General features: G+C 64.7%; 16 protein-coding genes and 1 pseudogene. 8 read left to right on the plus strand and 9 right to left on the minus strand.

Annotated features, from left to right (window positions below; genetic code table 11):
- Window positions 1–175: 175 nt before the first annotated feature.
- Complete coding sequence (locus OJF58_RS08330) at window positions 176–1,945, plus strand: PAS domain-containing protein (protein WP_300783446.1); 1,770 nt, start codon at window positions 176–178, stop codon at window positions 1,943–1,945.
- 27 nt (window positions 1,946–1,972) lie between these two features.
- On the plus strand, window positions 1,973–2,344 hold the full coding sequence (locus OJF58_RS08335) for a hypothetical protein (protein ID WP_300783448.1): 372 nt from the start codon (window positions 1,973–1,975) through the stop codon (window positions 2,342–2,344).
- Between the two features lie 424 nt (window positions 2,345–2,768).
- On the opposite strand, the gene OJF58_RS08340 is transcribed toward OJF58_RS08335, so the two are convergent.
- On the minus strand, window positions 2,769–3,329 hold the full coding sequence (locus tag OJF58_RS08340) for a L,D-transpeptidase family protein (RefSeq protein ID WP_300783450.1): 561 nt from the start codon (window positions 3,327–3,329) through the stop codon (window positions 2,769–2,771).
- A 643-nt stretch (window positions 3,330–3,972) separates the two neighbouring features.
- On the opposite strand from OJF58_RS08340, the gene OJF58_RS08345 reads away from it, so the two are divergent.
- The 3 genes from OJF58_RS08345 to OJF58_RS08355 all read left to right on the plus strand — a co-directional run bounded on the left by OJF58_RS08345 (window position 3,973) and on the right by OJF58_RS08355 (window position 7,375).
- On the plus strand, window positions 3,973–4,833 hold the full coding sequence (locus OJF58_RS08345; RefSeq protein WP_300779415.1) for a tyrosine-type recombinase/integrase: 861 nt from the start codon (window positions 3,973–3,975) through the stop codon (window positions 4,831–4,833).
- A 12-nt stretch (window positions 4,834–4,845) separates the two neighbouring features.
- Window positions 4,846–6,036: an IS91 family transposase gene (locus tag OJF58_RS08350; RefSeq protein ID WP_300779416.1), complete on the plus strand. Its 1,191-nt coding sequence runs from the start codon at window positions 4,846–4,848 to the stop codon at window positions 6,034–6,036.
- A 392-nt stretch (window positions 6,037–6,428) separates the two neighbouring features.
- A protein-coding gene (locus OJF58_RS08355; protein WP_300783452.1) for an IS630 family transposase occupies window positions 6,429–7,375 on the plus strand; the annotation gives its coding sequence in 2 pieces (ribosomal slippage) (window positions 6,429–6,767 and window positions 6,770–7,375; 945 coding nt in all).
- Between the two features lie 908 nt (window positions 7,376–8,283).
- Here OJF58_RS08355 and OJF58_RS08360 read toward each other — a convergent pair.
- Entirely contained in the window at window positions 8,284–8,760 is a 477-nt protein-coding gene (locus OJF58_RS08360) for a pyridoxamine 5'-phosphate oxidase family protein (protein ID WP_300783454.1), read from the minus strand.
- A gap of 343 nt (window positions 8,761–9,103) precedes the next feature.
- Entirely contained in the window at window positions 9,104–10,303 is a 1,200-nt protein-coding gene (locus tag OJF58_RS08365; RefSeq protein WP_300779380.1) for an IS256 family transposase, read from the minus strand.
- Between the two features lie 177 nt (window positions 10,304–10,480).
- Here OJF58_RS08365 and OJF58_RS08370 point away from each other — a divergent pair, with 177 nt between their 5' ends.
- Window positions 10,481–10,840, plus strand: coding sequence for a hypothetical protein (locus OJF58_RS08370; protein WP_300783456.1), 360 nt, complete (start codon window positions 10,481–10,483; stop codon window positions 10,838–10,840).
- Between the two features lie 13 nt (window positions 10,841–10,853).
- Here OJF58_RS08370 and OJF58_RS08375 read toward each other — a convergent pair whose 3' ends face one another.
- From OJF58_RS08375 to OJF58_RS08395, 5 genes and pseudogenes are all read right to left on the minus strand, one after another.
- Entirely contained in the window at window positions 10,854–12,164 is a 1,311-nt protein-coding gene (locus tag OJF58_RS08375) for a site-specific integrase (protein ID WP_300783458.1), read from the minus strand.
- A 304-nt stretch (window positions 12,165–12,468) separates the two neighbouring features.
- Window positions 12,469–13,056, minus strand: a complete 588-nt coding sequence (locus OJF58_RS08380; protein WP_300783460.1) for a septation protein A — start codon at window positions 13,054–13,056, stop codon at window positions 12,469–12,471.
- A pseudogene (gene ftsY / locus OJF58_RS08385) lies at window positions 13,053–14,000 on the minus strand (signal recognition particle-docking protein FtsY); the annotation flags it as partial. The gene OJF58_RS08380 and the pseudogene ftsY, both read right to left, overlap by 4 nt.
- Window positions 14,001–14,009: 9 nt before the next feature.
- Entirely contained in the window at window positions 14,010–14,873 is an 864-nt protein-coding gene (dapF, locus tag OJF58_RS08390; protein WP_300783462.1) for a diaminopimelate epimerase, read from the minus strand.
- A 6-nt stretch (window positions 14,874–14,879) separates the two neighbouring features.
- A complete protein-coding gene (locus OJF58_RS08395; RefSeq protein WP_300783467.1) occupies window positions 14,880–15,746 on the minus strand; it encodes a hypothetical protein in 867 nt (288 codons plus the stop codon).
- 90 nt (window positions 15,747–15,836) lie between these two features.
- Between OJF58_RS08395 and OJF58_RS08400 the strand changes: the two genes are divergently transcribed.
- Window positions 15,837–16,439, plus strand: coding sequence for a 2-hydroxychromene-2-carboxylate isomerase (locus tag OJF58_RS08400; protein ID WP_300783469.1), 603 nt, complete (start codon window positions 15,837–15,839; stop codon window positions 16,437–16,439).
- Between the two features lies 1 nt (window position 16,440).
- On the opposite strand, the gene OJF58_RS08405 is transcribed toward OJF58_RS08400, so the two are convergent.
- Entirely contained in the window at window positions 16,441–17,076 is a 636-nt protein-coding gene (locus OJF58_RS08405; protein WP_300783471.1) for a type II CAAX endopeptidase family protein, read from the minus strand.
- A 166-nt stretch (window positions 17,077–17,242) separates the two neighbouring features.
- Between OJF58_RS08405 and ffh the strand changes: the two genes are divergently transcribed.
- Window positions 17,243–18,646, plus strand: a complete 1,404-nt coding sequence (gene ffh / locus OJF58_RS08410) for a signal recognition particle protein (protein WP_300783473.1) — start codon at window positions 17,243–17,245, stop codon at window positions 18,644–18,646.
- Window positions 18,647–18,680 lie beyond the last annotated feature (34 nt).

Raw genomic sequence — 18,680 nt, forward strand, 5'->3', positions numbered from 1 at the left:
ATACGCTCCGGGCCGAACTGAAGGCCGCAGGTCATCGCGTTGGCGACGACGGCGCGACCGCTACGATTGGAACCCGATAACCGGAGGAAGGCATTTCTGCGGCTTTGCCGCCCTCATTTGTAGGTGCGGTCCGCAACCAATACCTTCTTAGCGGAGTTATGGACCGGAGGCGAAGATGCCCGGAGTCTACGACCAAGACAACACCGCCGAACGGGCCTCCGCGGGCGTCGACCAAGCGGACGAGGTGCGCCGTTATGCCGAGGCGATCGTAGACGCGATGCGCCAGCCCGCCCTGGTGCTGAACGAGGACTTACGCGTCGAGATTGCCAACCGCGCCTTTTACCGGATTTTCCAGGTCGACCAGGCGGATATCACGGGGCGCTTGATCTATGAGCTCGGAAACAGGCAATGGGATATCGGCGAGTTGCGGAAGCTTCTTGAAGAGATCCTGCCGAACAACGGGTCGGTCGATGAGTTCAGGGTCGAGCGCGAATTCGAGCGGATCGGCCGGCGGGTGATGATCTTGAACGCGCGTCGCTTGGAGCGGGTCGATCGGCGGCCAGCCATTTTCCTGACGATCGACGATATTACCGAACGGGAGGACACGCGCTGGCTGCTCGAAGCCGAGAAGGAGTACGCCGAGAAGGTCGTAGATGCCTCGCGCGACGCACTGCTGATCCTCGGCTGGGATCATCGCGTGAGGACCGCTAACGAGACTTTTTACAAGACCTTCAAAGTCGATCCCTCCGCCACGGAGGGTCGGATGGTCTACGAGCTCGGCAACGGGCAGTGGGACATCCCGGAGCTTCGCGACCTGCTCGAGAACGTGCTGCCCGACAACGACGCCTTCGACGACTTCGAGGTCGAGCACGACTTCGAAGATCTCGGTCACAGGATCATGGTGTTGAACGCGCGCCGGGTCGACCATACGCAGCTCATCCTGCTCGCCATCGAGGACCAGACCGAGGCGCGCCGCGCCGAACGGGCGCGCCGCGAGAGCGAGGCACGAATGGCCTCGATGATGCAGCACGCCCCGATCGGTATCGGTCTGATTGATCGGGAGGGTCGATGGGTTATGCAGAACCCGCTCCTTGAGCGCCTTTCGTCCGGACTGATTCCTTTTCGCGACTCCGATCAGACCTCTCGGTGGCACCCCGCCGACAAGAGCGATCCCGAGAATTGGCCTGGCTCCCGCGCGCTGCGCGGGGAGATCGTGGCGCCCGGTGTCGATTTCCGGACGGAGGTTGACGGTCAGGAGCGCTGGTTGCGGATCAGCGCAGCGCCTGTTCAAGGCTCGAAAGAGGTCGATCACGCCGTCGTCATCGCCGAGGACATCACCGAGGACAAGCGGGGCCAGGAGGAACGGGAACTTCTGCTCGCAGAGCTCAACCACCGGGTCAAGAATCTCTTTGGGGTGATCCGGTCGCTCGTGACGCAAGGTAGTGGCGGCGCGGAGGTCGAGCAGTACAAGAATACGCTCATAGGCCGGCTGGACGCCCTTGTCAGGGCACATACCCTGGTGATCGAAAGCCGCTGGGGCAGCTTCGACCTGACGACGCTTGCCGAGCGGACGCTGGAACCTTCCGCGACCAGGAGAGCCGCCGCGATCCAGATCAGGGGCGAGCCGCTGCCGCTCGAGGCGCGGCATGCGGTCTCGCTCAGCCTCATCCTGCACGAGCTTGCGACCAATTCTGTCAAATATGGCGCGCTATCTGCGGCGGAGGGAAGGATTGGACTGACCTGGCGCATCGTGCAGGACAGCGCGGACAGCCGGGCGGAGCTGGCATGGCAAGAGAGCGGCGGGCCGCCCGTTCGCGCGCCGAAGCGCCGTGGCTTTGGAACAACGCTCATCGAGCGTGCGTTTGCCTACGATCTGCAGGGCGGGGCGGAGATCGAGTTCCCGCCAGAGGGCCTTCGCGCCAGGGCTTGGTTTTCAATCTCCTGAAAGTGTGGCGTATGTTCAAGGTGACGCATGCATGGCGATGTCACCACGATTCGGCCGGGCCTCCGCGTTCTCGTGGTGGAAGATGAGTTTTTGATCGCTCTGGAAATTGAGCAGATGCTGGTCGGACTCGGATGTATCGTTGTCGGCCCCGCGCCGACTGTTTTACGTGCGCTCACGCTCATCGATCGCGAAGAGCTGGACTTCGCCATTCTTGACGTGAATTTAGGCTGCAATCGATCAACGCCGGTTGCCGAGAGGCTTTGGGCAGCCGGCGTGCCGTTCGCGCTCGCCACGGGTTACGATGACCGCCAGCTGCCCGAGGAGGCGTTCCACAAGGCGCCGCATCTTGGGAAGCGTCTTGACAGCCATCTTCTCATCAGCGCCCTGGGCCGCCTGTGAAACGGTCCAAATGGATGGCAGGGAAGCGTCCCTCTTTCGTCCGCAAGTGGCTCACTCGGACGAAGCGGTAGAAACCACTGAATCACGTCGAAAGCAGACATGGCGGGCGACCTGAGGGGTTTTGACCTTAGCTGCCACACAGCTTTTGCCTAAGCGTTTCTCCAAACTTGATTGTCCCCCTTTCTCTGCGGATGTTGGGAGTATGAACGTTGCCGCGGGCCTTCAAGAGGAGGAGCCGGGCGTACAAGGGAACCGGGTCCTGGTGCACTCGCAAGGCGGCGGCAGCCAGACCAAAGATGCCAGTAGATGTCATCGAGGAACCGGCAACCGCGTGAGCAATGCTTCGAAGGCTGCTGAATACTAGGATGCACGGCAGATTCTTTAGCCCTTTGATGGTGGGTGACCCCGGCTGCGCGGTCGGTGGTCAACCACCGTAGCCTTGGCGAGTTTGATCGATGGTGACGGGAGTTGTCCGCGGCATCTGGTCGGTCTCGAGAAGGACCTGGCCGGCCTTGTCGGGCAAGCGGGTATCGTAGGCGAGAGAGACCTGAATCCTTTCCGGCAATGGAACGGAATAGGTCCTTCCTTCGGCGACCATCCTGTCTATCGCATCCACGGAAACACCAAGCACCCAGGCCGCCAGCTGCCGGGCCTTTTCCACCCGTACGCAACCATGGCTCAGGGCGCGCTGCGGCCGATTGAAGAGTTGCTTCTCATTGGTGTCATGAAGATAAACGAGCTGATCGTTATCGAGCTCGAACAAAATCCGTCCGAGAGGATTCTGCGGCCCAGGTGGAATGTGGTGGGCTCCCTCGTTGCGAACCATTGATGGCGTCGGCGTCCAGGCTGGATTGAATTCGACAGCAAACATCGAGGAGACCAGCTCTGGCGTTGGACTATCCGGCCGACCAACGATCACTCGACTGCGCAGGACAGGCGCACCGTCCTGCAGCGCGATCAGCTCGAACGATCGGATGTCGACCAAGACAAATTTGCCGTGAGAGGGAATAGCTGGCCCAGAGGGACTGGGTTCCGGTTGTGGCGTCGCGACGGGCTCCACGATCGTCACGGGCGACGGGTTTGCTGTAGCGCAACCGGCACTCGCCAGTGCGCAAGCACTGGCCAACAGGCTCAATAGGCTCGGCAACGCCCTCATCCTTACGCCTTTGGCTCGTCGCGTTGAGATCCTGTGGCAAGCTTTCCTGTTATTGGATCGATAATATGAATGCGCCCGCAGGCTGGACAGGGTTGGCTCACGTACTGAGCTGGTGCGACTGGCAGTGGCGCAAAGCCCTGCACTACGGTTCCTGTGATGGAACAACGAAACAGAAAACTGCTCATTCCGCGGCCTTCCTCGCATATAGGATAAAGAAAAGCCGAGGATCAGCATCGAGGCCTTGATGTCGATCAATAGCGGACCGGCATCGCCTGTCGTGCCCATCGACGAGTCCAAAAGAAATTGAAGCGCACGGCATGGGAAGCCTAGAGCGTTTTCGCGGAAAAGGGAGTCGGAGGGGATTGAACTAAACCGCTGGCGCGGTGTTTGGGGTTCTGTATTGGCGTGAGAGCGCTCCTGTCTGAAGGATTGCGGGTTGTCGAAGCCCACCCTTGCAGACAGGAGAACCCCGATGGCCGAGTTGAGCCCTCTTCGCCGCCGCATGACCGAGGATATGACGGTCCGCAATCTGTCGCCGGCGACGCAACGATCGTACCTCCATGCGGTGGCGAAGTTCAGCCAGTATTTTGGTTGCTCGCCGGATCGATTGGATATCGAAGATGTGCGCACCTATCAGGTGCAGCTGGTTGCCCGCGGCATCTCCTGGCCGGCACTCAATCAGATCGTCTGTGCGCTGCGCTTCTTCTACGGCGTGACGCTGGGGCGGAGCGAACTGCCGGAGCGCATCCCGTATGCGCGCGAGCCTCGCAAGCTGCCGTTGGTGCTGAGTGCGGACGAGGTTGTCCGCTTTCTTGAAGCGGTGCCTGGCTTGAAGAGCCGCACGGCGCTGACCACGGCGTATGCCGCCGGGCTGCGGGCCTCGGAGGCGGTGCGGCTGAAGGTCAGCGATATCGACAGCAGCCGGATGATGATCCGGATCGAAGAGGGCAAGGGTGCCAAGGACCGCTATGCCATGCTGTCGCCGCAGCTGCTGACGATCTTGCGAGGTTACTGGCGCCTGGTGCAGCCGCCCCATTGGCTGTTCCCTGGCCGTGATGAGAACCGGCCGATCGATCCGCAAGTCCTGCATGCCGCCTGCCGTTCAGCCTGCAAGGCAGCGGGCTTGGCCAAGCGGGTGACGGTGCACACGCTGCGCCACAGCTTTGCGACTCACCTGCTGGAGGCTGGCACCGACATCCGCATCATCCAGGTCCTGCTCGGCCACAGCAACCTGTCGACGACCGCTCGCTACACCCGAGTGGCTTCCACGACGATACGCAACACGGCCAGCCCGCTCGACCGGCTGCGCCTGGACGTGGTGCCGCCCGGCTGACGGGCACACCTCGTGGCACCTGGGCTGGAGGTGGCGGAGATCTTCCGCCGCCACGGCGAAGCCTATCGTCGAGCCTATGCCGGTCACCTCGGACTGACCGAGCGACGCGTCATGAGCGCCATCGAGCTCTGCCGGACGGCGGCACTTGGCGGTCATGTCGAGCATTGTGCGGACTGTGGGCTGGTCCGCATCGCCTACAACTCGTGCCGCAACCGGCACTGTCCCAAGTGCCAGGGCCTGGCCCGTGCCGCGTGGCTGGCGGAGCGGCAAGCCGAGTTGCTGCCGGTGCCGTACTTCCACGTCGTGTTCACCCTGCCGGCTGCGGCGGCCGAGATCGCCTTCCAGAACAAGGCGACCGTCTATGCCATCCTGTTCCGGGCGGCTGCCGAGACGCTGTGCACGATCGCCGCCAATCCACGCCACCTGGGTGCCGAGATCGGCGTGGTCGCGGTTCTGCATACCTGGGGTCAGAACCTGCAGCATCACCCCCATGTCCACTGCGTCGTTCCCGCCGGCGGGCTGTCGCCCGATGGCACGCGTTGGGTTGCCTGCCGGCCGGGCTTCTTCCTGCCCGTGCGCGTGCTCTCGCGGTTCTTCCGGCGGCTGTTCCTGGAGAAGCTTCGCACGGCATTCGACGCCGGTGACCTCGGCTTCTACGGTGATCTCGCCGGCCTGGCCGATCAGGCCGGCTTCGAGCGGCGTCTCGACGAGCTGCGCCAGCTCGAGTGGGTCGTCTATGCCAAGCCACCCTTCGGCCACCCCGACCAGGTCCTCGCCTATCTCGGCCGCTACACCCATCGCGTGGCCATTGCCAACAGTCGGCTTGTCAGCCTCGAGCAGGGACAGGTCAGCTTCCGCTGGCGGGATTACCGACGCCACGGCAAGGCCAAGATGATGACCCTTGCCGCCAGCGAGTTCATCCGCCGCTTCCTCTTGCATACCCTGCCAGACGGCTTCCACCGCATCCGCCATTATGGCTTCCTGGCCAATGGCCATCGCCGCGCCAAGCTCGTTCACTGCCGACAGCTTCTCGCCGCCCCAACTCCTGAGTCTCCTACGCCAGCCGACTACCGCGAGCGCTATCGACAGCTCACTGGTCGTTCTCTCGACCTCTGCCCATGCTGTGGTGGCACCATGGTGCTGCTCGGGCCGCTGCCGCGCCCTGCTCGACAACGCTTGCTCAGCTGGTTCGACAGTTCATGAGACGCCATCGTTCTGTCGCCATCATCCAAACCCGCACAGCGTTCCATCAGTCGATGGGCGCTCGCCCTTGCGCGCAGGCGCCGATCCTGCACCTCGTCAGCGCGTCGTCCTCGCCGCTGGCGCGGCGATGGCCGCCGCCTGCGCCGCTCCAAACCCGCCTTCCACCGCGTCACCGTCCCCGCCTGCTGTCGCATTCGTCTGCCACTATCGCGGCGGCCTCGACACAATACCCATAGCTCGTGGGTTCCCAGCGGTTCAGTTCAATCCGGCTTCAATGAGGTCGCGACCTGCTGTGACCCAACCATCGGCCTGCGCGACCTCACAGAAGCCTCTAGATTCCCCGGAGAAGGGGATAGTGATTCGATTGCGCCTCGCCATGAGCGGAGGCGTCGATGGGCAAGCCTTATGGGCTGGATCTGCGGGAGCGCGTTGTGTCGGCCCTGGAGGCTGGGATGTCGACGCGAGAGGCGGCGGAAGTGTTTTCGATCGGTATAGCGACGGCGGGTGCCTGGGGTCGGCTCAAGCGCGCGCAGGGCGATGTCCGGCCGCTGCGGCAGGGCAGGCCGAAGGGCTCGGTGCTCGATGGCCATGCCGAGTTCATCCTGGGCCTCGTCAGGGAGAAGCCCGACACGACGCTCGCCGAGATGGTCGACCGGCTTGCCGCGGAGCGTGGCGTGAGGGTGGCGAGGACGGCGGTTTGGAAGTTTCTCGACCGCCACGACCAGACGCATAAAAAAAGACCGCTCACGCCAGCGAACAGAACCGTCCCGACGTAGAAGCCGCACGTCAGCGCTGGTTCGAGAGGCAGCCCGAGCTCGATCCAGAGTGCCTGGTTTTCATCGATGAAAGCGGGCTCTCGACCAACATGGCGCGCTTGCGCGGCTGGGCCCCGAAGGGCCAGCGCTGCCGCGCCGCCATCCCGCACGGGCACTGGAAGACCATCACCTTCGTCGGCGGCCTGACCCTCAACGGCTTCGTCGCCCCGATGCTGCTCGACGGGCCGATGGATGGCGAGGTCTTTCGAGCTTGGTGCGAGCAGATGCTGGCACCGGCCTTGCGGCCCGGCGACATCGTCGTCATGGACAATCTGGCCGCCCACAAGGTCGCAGGCATTCGCCAGGCCATCGAAGCGGCAGGCGCAAGGCTGCTCTATCTGCCGCCCTACAGCCCCGACCTCAATCCCATCGAAAACGCCTTCGCCAAGCTCAAGGCTCATGCCCGAAAGGCTGCCGCCCGCACCATCGAAGCTCTCGAGGTGGCCACTGCCAACGCCCTAAACGCTTTCCATCCCGCCCACTGCCAAAACTTCTTCGCCCACGCAGGCTATGGCTACGTTTAATGGGAATCTGCTCCCAACAGTGTCGAAGCCTTCATTCGCGACAAGAACATCGCCCACTACCGCTCGCTGCTCGACTCCGGAAAGGTCGGTGCGAGCGAGCGCGAGGTGATCGAACGACTCCTGTTCCAGGAGGAGCATCGCGATCGCCATGGCGCGTCTCGCCATGCGAATTCATGAAAGCAGTCGCTTGGCTCTTGCCTCGGCGCTAAACATCCGCCGCTGGACGTCAAGCCTGCAGGCGGGAAGCCATTGGGTTGGCGTGGATGACTTCGCTTCCGGTTCGGAATGCCGTTGGACCTATATGGCGTGACCACTGGTCCGGTCCTGCAATCGGCTTTGTAAATCGCGCTTCACGTCATGCTGGTCGCTGCGGTCACCATTTTGTTTTGGCTCCTGATGCTCGAGCCGCTGGACGAAGCGTTGCCAGATCAATAGGCTTTCTTTGTTGGATTTTCCCCGCGTCGCTAATTGGGGTGCGTCGGCGGCTCCTGCCGCGGTGGCTCTCTGCATCGCCGCGGCAGTCGAGCTTACCGACGTTAGTCGCTCGCTTGATCGACTACGTCAGCAATAGGCGCGCGGCACAAGACGATCTTGCTCCCGACTGCGCACCGATCGCAGCAATGCCAACGGTCAGACGCTCTTCAAGCGCTGCCCGCGCCTTGCGCTGGTGGCTCGACGAGGGAGCCAATTCGCCCTGCTTGATGCTTCCAAAAGGTCCCAAAACGTCACGGAAGCGGCTTCCGGTGCAGCAGTTGAGCTAGATCAATGTGAACCGAGCAAAAGGGGCTTTGCTTAAAGCCGGCACAGATAAAGAAAAGACACGGCTGCTTCGTGACGATGAAGGCGCTTGGCGATCCTGTGCTGCGGAGCCGGAAGACATTGCGGCGCTCGTTCTATTCCTCTCCAGATTAGGAGGGCGGATTCGACGTCTCAACCGGGTCGCTCCTTTCAAAACGCCCGGTTTTGGTTTCAAGAATAATGCGATAAGCGGAAAACCGTATACGACCGAGCGACCTGGCATGCGGATCCAAACCATGGCTGGGGACAGCGGTGGCACTGACCCTCTGCGAGACAAACCGCGCTCTGATCTTGCGTACAGCCTCCTCGGTAGCGGCACCGGACAATTCCTGAAATATGCCGTGCGCGATTACACAGCGCCAGTTCGCAGGGTCGTCGATATGATCGACCTCCACACATACCTTTGGGTTCTCGCGCATCATCGTAAGCTTTAGGCCTTCCGGTGAGTATCCGAAGATGGCCTCGCCATCGTACGCGTACGTCACTGGCACAATGTAGGTGTAGCCGTTGGTATGACAGCCAATTCGAGCGATCACTTCATTGTGCAACAGGTTGTCTATGTCAGGAAGAGAAAGCTGGCCGATCATTGCTACCTCGCTCGTCCGTGTTTCATATGCCGCCTGCCTTGCCGCCCTTCGATAAGGAGTTCCGACGTCTCCAACGGTTACTTCATGCTGCCGCCGACCCTCGCGATAGCTCACAAGGCGATCAGCAATGTCGAGCCGGGACTCGGGCTCCCGGTTTCTCAACTCATATGTATGCAGCGGAACAACGCTGCATCAAGGCAGAGGATCAGTACGATGGCGACGAATGCGCCTGCCACGATGCCACCTATAGTGCGCATGTCGTGGGCAAGAACGGATCGTGCCCCGAGACGTGGTGTAGCTGGCGCTGAGTCAGCACAGCGATCTTCGGCGTGAGCCGGATCGATCAGGCAGCCACAGCAGGCAGCCCGACGAGAGGATCATCGCTTACGGGGGCGATGCTTTCCAGCGTGATGTAGCGGGAGCGCTGGACGGCCCACTCGTCGTTCTGCTCGAGCAGGATGGCCCCGACGAGTCGAACGATGGCCGCTTCATTGGGGAAGATGCCGACGACCTCGGTGCGGCGCTTGATCTCGCCGTTGAGGCGCTCCAGGGGGTTGATCGAGTGCAGCTTGACCCGGTGCTGTGCCGGGAAGCTCATGTAGGCGAGCACATCGGGCTCTGCCTCGTCCATCAGGGTAGCCAGCTTGGGGACCTTGGGTCGGAGCTGATCGGCGACACGCCGCCACTGCGCACGCGCCTGCTCGGCATCGTCCTGGGCGAAGGCGGTGGCGATGAAGGCCGAGACCACGCGGCGTCCGCTTCGGCCGGCATGCGCCAAGGCGTTGCGCATGAAGTGGACGCGGCAGCGCTGCCAGGTGGCGGTGAGGATCTTGGAGATCGCTGCCTTGATACCTTCATGGGCGTCGGAGATGACCAGCTTGACGCCGCGCAAGCCGCGGCGCGTCAGCTTCCTGAGGAACGCCGTCCAGAAGGTCTCGGCTTCGGACGGGCCGATATCCATGCCCAGCACCTCGCGCCGGCCGTCGGCGTTGACGCCGACGGCGACGATGACGGCGACCGAGACGATGCGGCCGGCCTGGCGCACCTTCACGTAGGTGGCGTCGATCCACAGATAGGGCCAGTCGCCCTCGATCGGCCGGTCGAGGAAGGCCTTCACCCGCTGGTCGATCTCCTCGCACAGCCGGCTGACCTGGCTCTTGGAGATGCCGCTCATGCCCAAGGCCTTGACCAGGTCGTCGACCGATCGGGTGGAGACGCCTTGGATGTAGGCCTCCTGGATCACCGCGGTCAGGGCCTTCTCGGCCATGCGGCGCGGCTCGAGGAAGCTGGGGAAGTAGCTGCCGCGGCGCAGCTTGGGGATGCGCAGCTCCACCGTGCCGGCCCGCGTCTCCCAATCCCGGTCGCGATAGCCGTTGCGCTGGGCCAGTCGCGTGGCGCTCTTCTCGCCATGGGCGGCGCCGGTCAGCGCACCGACCTCGATCTCCATCAGGCGCTCGGCAGCAAAGGCGATCATCTCGCGCAGAACGTCAGCGTCAGGGGCCTTCTCGACAAGCGAACGCAGGTCCATCATCTCTTCGGTCATCGGTGGTTCCTCGCGTGCAGGTTGGAGCTCGCAACCAAACCCTAACCGGAAATCGCCGGTGACCCCCGCAAGGCCGCTCCCTCGCTACGGCGCCATCAAACAGCGCGCTCGCTCGCGGCCTTGCTCTCCCCAGCTACACCACCATCCGGGACACGACCCAAGAACGGCTGGATCGCCTTGGACGGGCATCAGGTGGTGGTGCGCTTCCTTGCGGCCTTCGGCAGGCGTTGCCGGCCGCAGTTCGAATGCCCGGCGTGCGCCCGGGGTTGTGCCCGCCTCTACAATGTTCCGGAGGCGTTTCATCCCTGGCGCTGCCTGCGCTGCGCCGGGCTGGAATACCGAGCGAAGCACCTCAAGCCGATCGAGCGGGCGGAGCGAGCGTTTGCCCGGCTGGCGCTGGAGGGCCGGGAACGAAAGCCGCGGGAGCGGCGTAAGCACTACTACAGGCGTTTTGCCCGGTTGATCGCTGCCGAGAAGCGATTTACCGATGCCGTCGCGGCCTATCTGGAGCTTGAAAAGCGCCGCGGCACGAGTTGAGTCCGATCACAGACTAACGCTTTTGCAGCGGAACGAGCTTTAGGACCTTCAATCGACTGCGCTTGCCTCCCATGAGGGCGCCGGCGATTTTGCGGGCGGTGCGATCGGCGACGGCGCGGACCGGATCGAGGTGCAGATGGGCGTAACGCTCGGTCGTCTCCGCCCGCGTGTGGCCGAGCACCTTGCCGATCAGGTACAGCGAATCGCCGTCGGCCGCCGCGACGCTGGCAAAACCATGCCGCAGATCGTGCACCCGGACCCCCAAGGTGCCGGCCTCCTTTCCGACCTTGATGCCGGCCAAACCTGCGACCCGCTTCCAGACCTTGGGCATACCCTTGAAGTAGCCGTGGCCGCGGGCGGCCGGGAACACCCATTCGTCGGGCTCTCCTGGTCCGATCGTGGACAGCACCGCCAGCGCCGGCGCCCCGAGCGGCACCACCTTCTCGTCCGTCTTGGAATCGGGCAGCCGCAACGCGCCGTGCTCGAAGTCGACGTATCGCCATTTGAGGGAGGCGATCTCGGTCCGGCGCGCGCCTGTCAGCAGCAGGACCCGGATCATGTTGAGCGCCACGGAATTGGCCCCATCCCGCTCGGCCCGTTTCATCGCCTCGCCGAGCCGGGCCAATTCCGCCGCCGACAAGAACCGTTCGCGCTTGGGGAGCTTGTTCAGCTCCACGCCCTCGGCCGGGTTAGCCTCCAAGAGGCCTCTTTTCGTCAGCCAGGCGAGCATGGCGGCCAAGACGACGGTCGCCCGCCAAGCAGTGCCGGCACCACCGGTGACCCGAATCCTGCCCCGCTTCTTGTCGCTCTTGCTCAGGGCCTTGGTCTTGCCGGTCGTGACATCCCGCTGAAATCTCTGGATGTCAGCCGGGACCAAGGCCTTGACCATGCGGCTGCCGAGGAGAGGCAGCGCGTGGCGCCGCAGATTGCTGGCATCGATGGCCCAGCTGGAGGCCTTTTTCTGCGGCTTGTCGGCGGGACCCTCAGCCAGATAGAGGTCGACGGCCTCCGAAACGGTCAGGTCCTCCCGCTGGGCCTTTCTCTCCGCCGAGGGGTCCGCCCCATCCGCCACGCCCAGAAGGGCCTTGCGGGCCCGCTGGCGCGCCTCCTCCGGCGTCAGGACGCCGACCCGGCCCAAGGCCAGCTTCCGCGTCCTGCCGGCCGAATTCCGGTACTGGACGATGAAGGTCCGGGCACCACTGGGCTTCACCCGGAGGCCGAAGCGCGGCAGCTCGCTGTCCCAATAGATGACGTCCTTCGCGGACGGCGGCAGACGATCAACGAACCGCTTGGTGAGCTTCTGGGGTTCGGCGCGATCTTCCAAGGGCGGCTCCATGTAAGGCGTTCCACGGCCCAAAAAAATCCGGGGAAGCAGCGGGGAAGCAGGAGGCGGAAAATTAGGGAAATTTCCCGGCTTTTCCGCCGATGGCCAATAATGCCGAAAACACTGGGAAAATCCAATGTCATCAAACATTATCAACTATTCAGAAAAGATGGGAAAAGGAGCCACCATTTCAATGGCATTGTAGAGGTCAGGGGTTCGATCCCCCTTGGCTCCACCAATAAAACGAAGGGCTTGGCCGGAAACGGCCGAGCCCTTCGATTTTGTGGAGAAACAGCGAGAACCCTCAACCAAACGGATTCTCGTCGCCGTCCCAGTGGCGCCTGAGCAGCGGCACCTGAAGGAAGGCGAAGACGAGCGTGAGCGGGAAGCTCAGGAACATCTTGCTCGCGATCCAGGTCTCGGTCGAGAAGCCGCGCCACATCACCTCGTTGACGGCGGCCAGCACGAAGAAGAACAGCGACCAGCGCAGCGTGAGCTTGCGCCAGCCCTCGTCGGTCAGCCGGAAGGCGACGCCGAAGATCGGCTTCAGGAGCGGCCGGCGCAAGAGCAGCAGCCCGCCGCCCAGGATGATGCCGAACAGGCTGTTCAAGATAGTGGGCTTGAGCTTGATGAAGGTCTCGTCCTGCAGCCAGATGGTGAGGCCGCCGAACACCAGGACGAAAAAGGCGCCGACCAGCGGCATGATCGGCCAGCGGCCCTCGAGCCAGCGATAGCAGGGCAGCGAGAAGGCCGAGGCGGCGATGAACACGCCGGTGCCGACATAGATGCCCCAGTGCGAGTTCGCGAGGAAGAACAGCAACAGCGGCCCGAGCTCGAGCGCGCTCGCGTAGAGCCGACGGATGCCGTGGTTCTCGCCTTCGCGGGCGCTCATGCCGGCAGTCCCATGAGACTGCGCGCAAAGGTGCGCGCCTCGAAGGGACGCAGGTCGTCGATCCCCTCGCCGACGCCGATCGCGACCACCGGCAACCCGAATTTCTCGGCCAGCGCCACCAGAACGCCGCCCTTGGCGCTGCCGTCGAGCTTGGTCACGACCAGCGCATCGACCGGCGACAGGGTCTTGAAGGTCTCGACCTGGGCGTGGGCGTTCTGCCCCACCGTCGCATCGAGCACCAGCAGGCAGGAATGCGGCGCCGAAGGATCGAGCTTCCGGATCACTCGCACGATCTTGCCGAGCTCTTCCATCAGGTTGGCCTTGTTGTGCAGGCGGCCCGCCGTGTCGATCAGCAGCACATCACAGCGCTCGGCCCGCGCCTTCTCCAGCGCCTCGAAGGCGAGGCCGGCGGCGTCGGCGCCGGTCGGCTTGGCGATCACCGGCACGCCGGCGCGATCGCCCCACACCTTAAGCTGCTCGACGGCGGCGGCGCGGAAGGTGTCGCCGGCGGCCAGCATGACGCTGCGGCCCTCGCCCTTGAAGAGATGGGCGAGCTTGGCGATGGTCGTGGTCTTGCCCGAGCCGTTCACGCCCACCACCAGCACGACATGCGGCTTGTGCGCCGCATCGATCGCCAGCGGCATCGCCACCGGCTGCAGGATCTCGGCGATGTCGTCGGCGAAAGCCGAGCGCACCTCCTCGTCCGTCACTTCCTTGCCGAAGCGCTCCTTGCCGAGCTTCTCGACCAGCCGCGCGGCGACGGCGACGCCGAGATCGGCCTGGATCAGCACGTCCTCCAGCTCGTTCAGCGTCTCCTGGTCGAGCTTCTTGCGGGTGAACAGGCCGGTGATGCTCTCGGTGACGCGCCTGGTCGACTTCGACAGGCCCGCACGCAGGCGCGACAGCCATCCGCCCTTCTTTTCGGTCTCGACCACGTCGCTCACGTCACACCCTCATGCCAGCAGGGAGGCATCGAGCTCGCCTTTGAAGGCGACGGCGATGCCGCCGGTCATCATCACATGGTCGTCGCGCAGCCACTCGATCGTGAGCGACCCCCGCTCCAGGATCACCTCGGCCTTGCGATCGACCAATCCGCGGCGGCTCGCCGCCACGACAGCCGCGCAGGCGCCTGACCCGCAAGCCAGCGTGAGGCCCGCGCCGCGCTCCCAGACCCTGAGCCTCAGCCGGCCGTCGCCCACGCGCTGGACGATGCCGATATTGGCGCGCTCCGGGAAGAACGGATCGTGCTCCAGCTTCGGTCCCAATTCGGCGAGCGGGACGGCCGCAATATTGTCGACGAAGAAAGTGGCGTGCGGATTGCCCATGCTGGTGCCCACCGGATCCTGCAACGGCCCGAGGCCCACCGGCATGTGATTGGTGTCGCAGGCCTCGCGCACGGGAATGTCGCGCCAGTCGAGGCGGGCCGGCCCCATGTCGACGGAAATCACCGGCAGGCCATTGGCGCCACGGCCCGTCCGCTGCGAATCGAGCAGGCCGGAAATCGTCTGCACCGTGACCTGATCGGCCTTGCGTTCGTCCATCACGACCGAAGCGACGCAGCGCGTGGCATTGCCGCAGGCGCCGGCCTCGCCGCCGTCCGGGTTGTAGATCCGCATGAAGACGTCAGCGCCGCGCTCGGTCGGCGGCTCGAGCACAATCAACTGGTCGCACCCCACCCCCAACCGCCGATCGGCGATGGCACGGCGGCGCGCCGGGGTGAGGTCGAGCGCCGTCCGACGGCCATCGAGGACGACGAAGTCGTTGCCCAGCCCGTGCATCTTCAGAAAGGGCATCTTCAGAAACGGCGCCTTGGTCATGGCGCGCTATATGGCCGTTCGCCCGGGCCAGCGCAACGAGCGGCCCCGCACCTCGCCGGCATGGTCGCCGCCCAGCTCGCGCACGTCGAGCGCCGCGAGCTTCTTGGTGTAGATCGTGAGATGGAGGATGCCGAGCGGCTCGTGCGGCATCGCCGGTTCGACGAACAGGCCTCGCTCGGCATCCCAAGCCGGGGTGGCATGGTGCACCGGCCAGTTGCAGCGGCTGGGCAGCGGCTCGTAAGGGAAGCCCTTGTCGTAGACCAGCACGTTGAGCGCGATCTGGTCGGTCATGTCCGTGGAGCGCTGGAGCGCCTCGTCCAGGAGGCCGGCCCAGCCCTGCCAGTGCGGCGCGTCGGCCGCGAGGGCGAATACGCCGGCATTGATCAGCGGATAGCGGATCAGCCGTTCGGCGGTCTCATTGTCGAAGCAGGCCGCGTAGGCGGCGCCGTTCACCGTGGCGAATTCCTTCCAGGCATGATGGTAGTGGCGCATCGATCGATGGATTTCCGGCGCCACGGCGAGCTTGCCGGTGCGCGCGGCCGCCAGGAACAGCACGACGGCATCGCCCTGCTGCACCCAGCAGTCGCCGTCGATCCAGAGATAGAGGTCGAAGCCGGGAAAGTAGCGCGGCAGGAACGGCCGTGCGGTCAGCGCCTTGTAACCGTCCTTGAGCCGATCGCGCCCGGGAAAGTCGAAATCCCAACCCGGCACGACCAGAGTCGCATCCCCTGACCGGCACCAGTCGCGCTGCGCCTCCGTCAGCCCGCAATCGAGGATGCCGAGCGCCAGCGAACGTCCTTCCGGCGTCGCGCGCAGGGAGCCGATGCAGTCGCGCATCAGCTCGAAATAGCCGGCATCGCCGCCGGTGATCACGATCGTTTTTTCCGCCACGGCGGCAGGATGGCGTATCCTCGCTTTGCTGTCGCCCGGCTTTCGGCAGTCGGGCGAGGTGGGAGGACTGCCATGACAAAGCACGTGGACTACTACGTCTCGCTGAATTCGCCCTGGACCTATCTCGGCTCCAAGCGCTTCGAGGCGATCGCCAGGAAGCACCATGCGCACGTCACCATCTGGCCGGTCGATTTCGGCTCGGTGTTCGCCGTTTCCGGCGGCCTGCCGCTGCCCAAACGCGCGCCGCAGCGCCAGGCCTATCGCCTGATGGAGCTCAAGCGCTGGCGCGATGTGCTCGGCGTCCCGCTGAACCTCGAGCCGAAGTTCTTTCCCGCCAACGAGCTGCCCGCCGCCAAATGCGTCATCGCCCTGCGCGAGCTGGGGCGCATGGCGGACGCCATCAAGCTCGCCCATGCCGTTTTGCACGCGCTCTGGGCCGAGGAGAAGAACACCGGCGATCCCGCCACCCTGCGCGCGATCATCGCGGGTTGCGGCCTCGATGCCGATTCGGTGATCAAGGCGAGCGAGACGCCCGGCATCGCCGACAAGCGCGACTCCTACACCAAGTACGCCATCGACCAGGGCGTGTTCGGCGCGCCTTCGTTCGTGATCGACCGCGAGATCTTCTGGGGCCAGGACCGGCTCGACTTCGTCGAGCGCAAGCTCGCGGCCTGATCTAGCTGCTGAGATAGGCCGCGGCCAGCACGGCGAAGCCGTTGTTGAAGATGTGGGCGGCCAGCGAGGGCAGCAGTGAATCGGTGCGCCGCCGCAGATAGCCGAACAGCAGGCCGAGCGGCAGGACCAGAAGGATGTGCGCCGGCTCGTAGTGGGCAAGCGCGAAGGCGATCGAGCTTGCGACCCAGGCCGGCACCGTCCCCCAGCGTCCGGCGATCCAGCCGTACAGCAGGCCACGGAACACCAGTTCCTCCACGACCGGCGCCAGGAGGGCGAGAATGAGCAGGCTGCGCATCAGCGCGCCCGGTTCGCGCGCGATGTCGACGGCTTCCTTCATGGCCTTGGGCTCGAGGCCGAGCTGGCTCACCGCCACCGACAGGGCGACGGTGCCGATCACCCCCAGCACCACCGGCCGCCAGCCGGCCGGCCTGATGCCCAGCGCCGGCAGCGCCGCCTGGCCAAGCGGGGCCGCGGCCACAAGGACGGCGCAGAACCCCAAGGCATAGAACGTCGCCAGGATGGTCAGGACCGCCTGGCCTGCCAGAAACTGCACACCGAGAAGGCCAAGGACCGCCAGCGCCGCCAGGAAGAGCAGGAGCGCCCAGCCGGGAACGGGACGATAATCCTTTTCGGCCAAGGGCTTGTCCTCGTACGCCAAATCTTTGACTCCATGCGTGCGAGGCCTTATACCCCGGCCGCTCAATCGGTCGTGCCGATTTCTCCGGTTCCCCCTGCGGGGAGCTCCGTCGATCCGCGAGGGTTCGCGCATCGGCGCGATACCTCTTTGGGCCGACGGGAGTGCGATGTTCGAAGGTCTGAGCAAACGCCTGGGCGATGTTTTCGACAAGCTGCGGGGGCGCGGGTCGCTCTCCGAGGCCGATGTCGACACGGCGTTGCGCGAGGTGCGCACCGCGTTGCTCGACGCCGACGTGGCCTTGCCGGTCGTGCGTCAGTTCATCGACGGCGTCCGGCCCAAGGCGATCGGCGCCGATGTCATCCGCTCGGTCACACCCGGCCAGATGGTGGTCAAGATCGTGAACGATCACCTGGTCGAGATGCTGGGCGGCACCGTCGCCGACCTCGACCTGAACGCCATCCCGCCGGTCGTGATCCTGATGGTGGGCCTGCAGGGTTCCGGCAAGACGACCTCGTCGGCCAAGGTCGCCTATCGGCTGAGCCAAGGCCCGCAGGGCATGGCGGCCGAGATGTTCGGCGGCTCCTTCTCGACCAGGCGTCGCGTGCTGATGGCCTCGCTCGATACCCGCCGGCCGGCCGCGCAGCAGCAGCTCAAAGTGCTGGGCGAGCAGACCGGCGTGCCGACCCTGCCGATCGTGCCGCTCGAGATGCCGCTCGCCATCACCCGGCGCGCCCTGGAGACGGCGCGGCGCGAGGGCTTCGATGTCCTGATCCTCGACACCGCGGGCCGCCTCTCGATCGATGAGGAGCTGATGCAGGAGGTCAAGGAGATCTCCGACCTCGCCAAGCCCAAGGAGACGCTGCTGGTCGCAGACGCGATGACCGGCCAGGACGCGGTCAATGTCGCCAAGGCGTTCAACGAGCGGCTGGCCGTCACCGGCATCGTGCTGACCCGCGTCGACGGCGACAGCCGGGGCGGCGCCGCGCTCTCGATGCGCGCCGTGACCGGCCGTCCGGTGAAGCTGATCGGCGTCGGCGAGAAGTTCGATCAGCTCGAGCCGTTCCATCCCGACCGCATCGCCTCGCGCATCCTCGGCATGGGCGACATCGTCTCGCTGGTCGAGCGCGCCGCCGAGACGATCGAGAAGGAAGAGGCGGAGAAGCTCGCCGCCAAGCTGCGCAAGGGCCAGTTCGACATGGACGACCTGCTGGCCCAGCTCCGCCAGTTGCGCAAGATGGGCGGGCTGCAGGGCCTGATGGGCATGCTGCCGGGCGCCATGCAGGCCAAGGCCGCCATGGCCAAGGCCAGCATCGACGAGAAGCAGCTCAAGCGCCAGGAGGCGGTCATCCTCGCGATGACCCCGCGCGAGCGGCGCAACCCCGACATCATCCACGCCTCGCGCAAGAAGCGCATCGCCAAGGGATCGGGCGTGCATGTCCAGGACGTCAACAAGCTCCTGAAGCAGCACGCCGACATGGTGAAAATGATGAAACGCGTCAACAAGCTCGGGGAAAAGGGATTGATGCGCAGCCTCGGCGGGATGACGCCGCCGCCCGGCTTCCCGCGCTGAAGTTTGGTGAACGTGAACCGTATCTGACGAATTC

It is taken from the genome of Enhydrobacter sp., from assembly GCF_030246845.1.
Lineage (GTDB): Bacteria > Pseudomonadota > Alphaproteobacteria > Reyranellales > Reyranellaceae > Reyranella.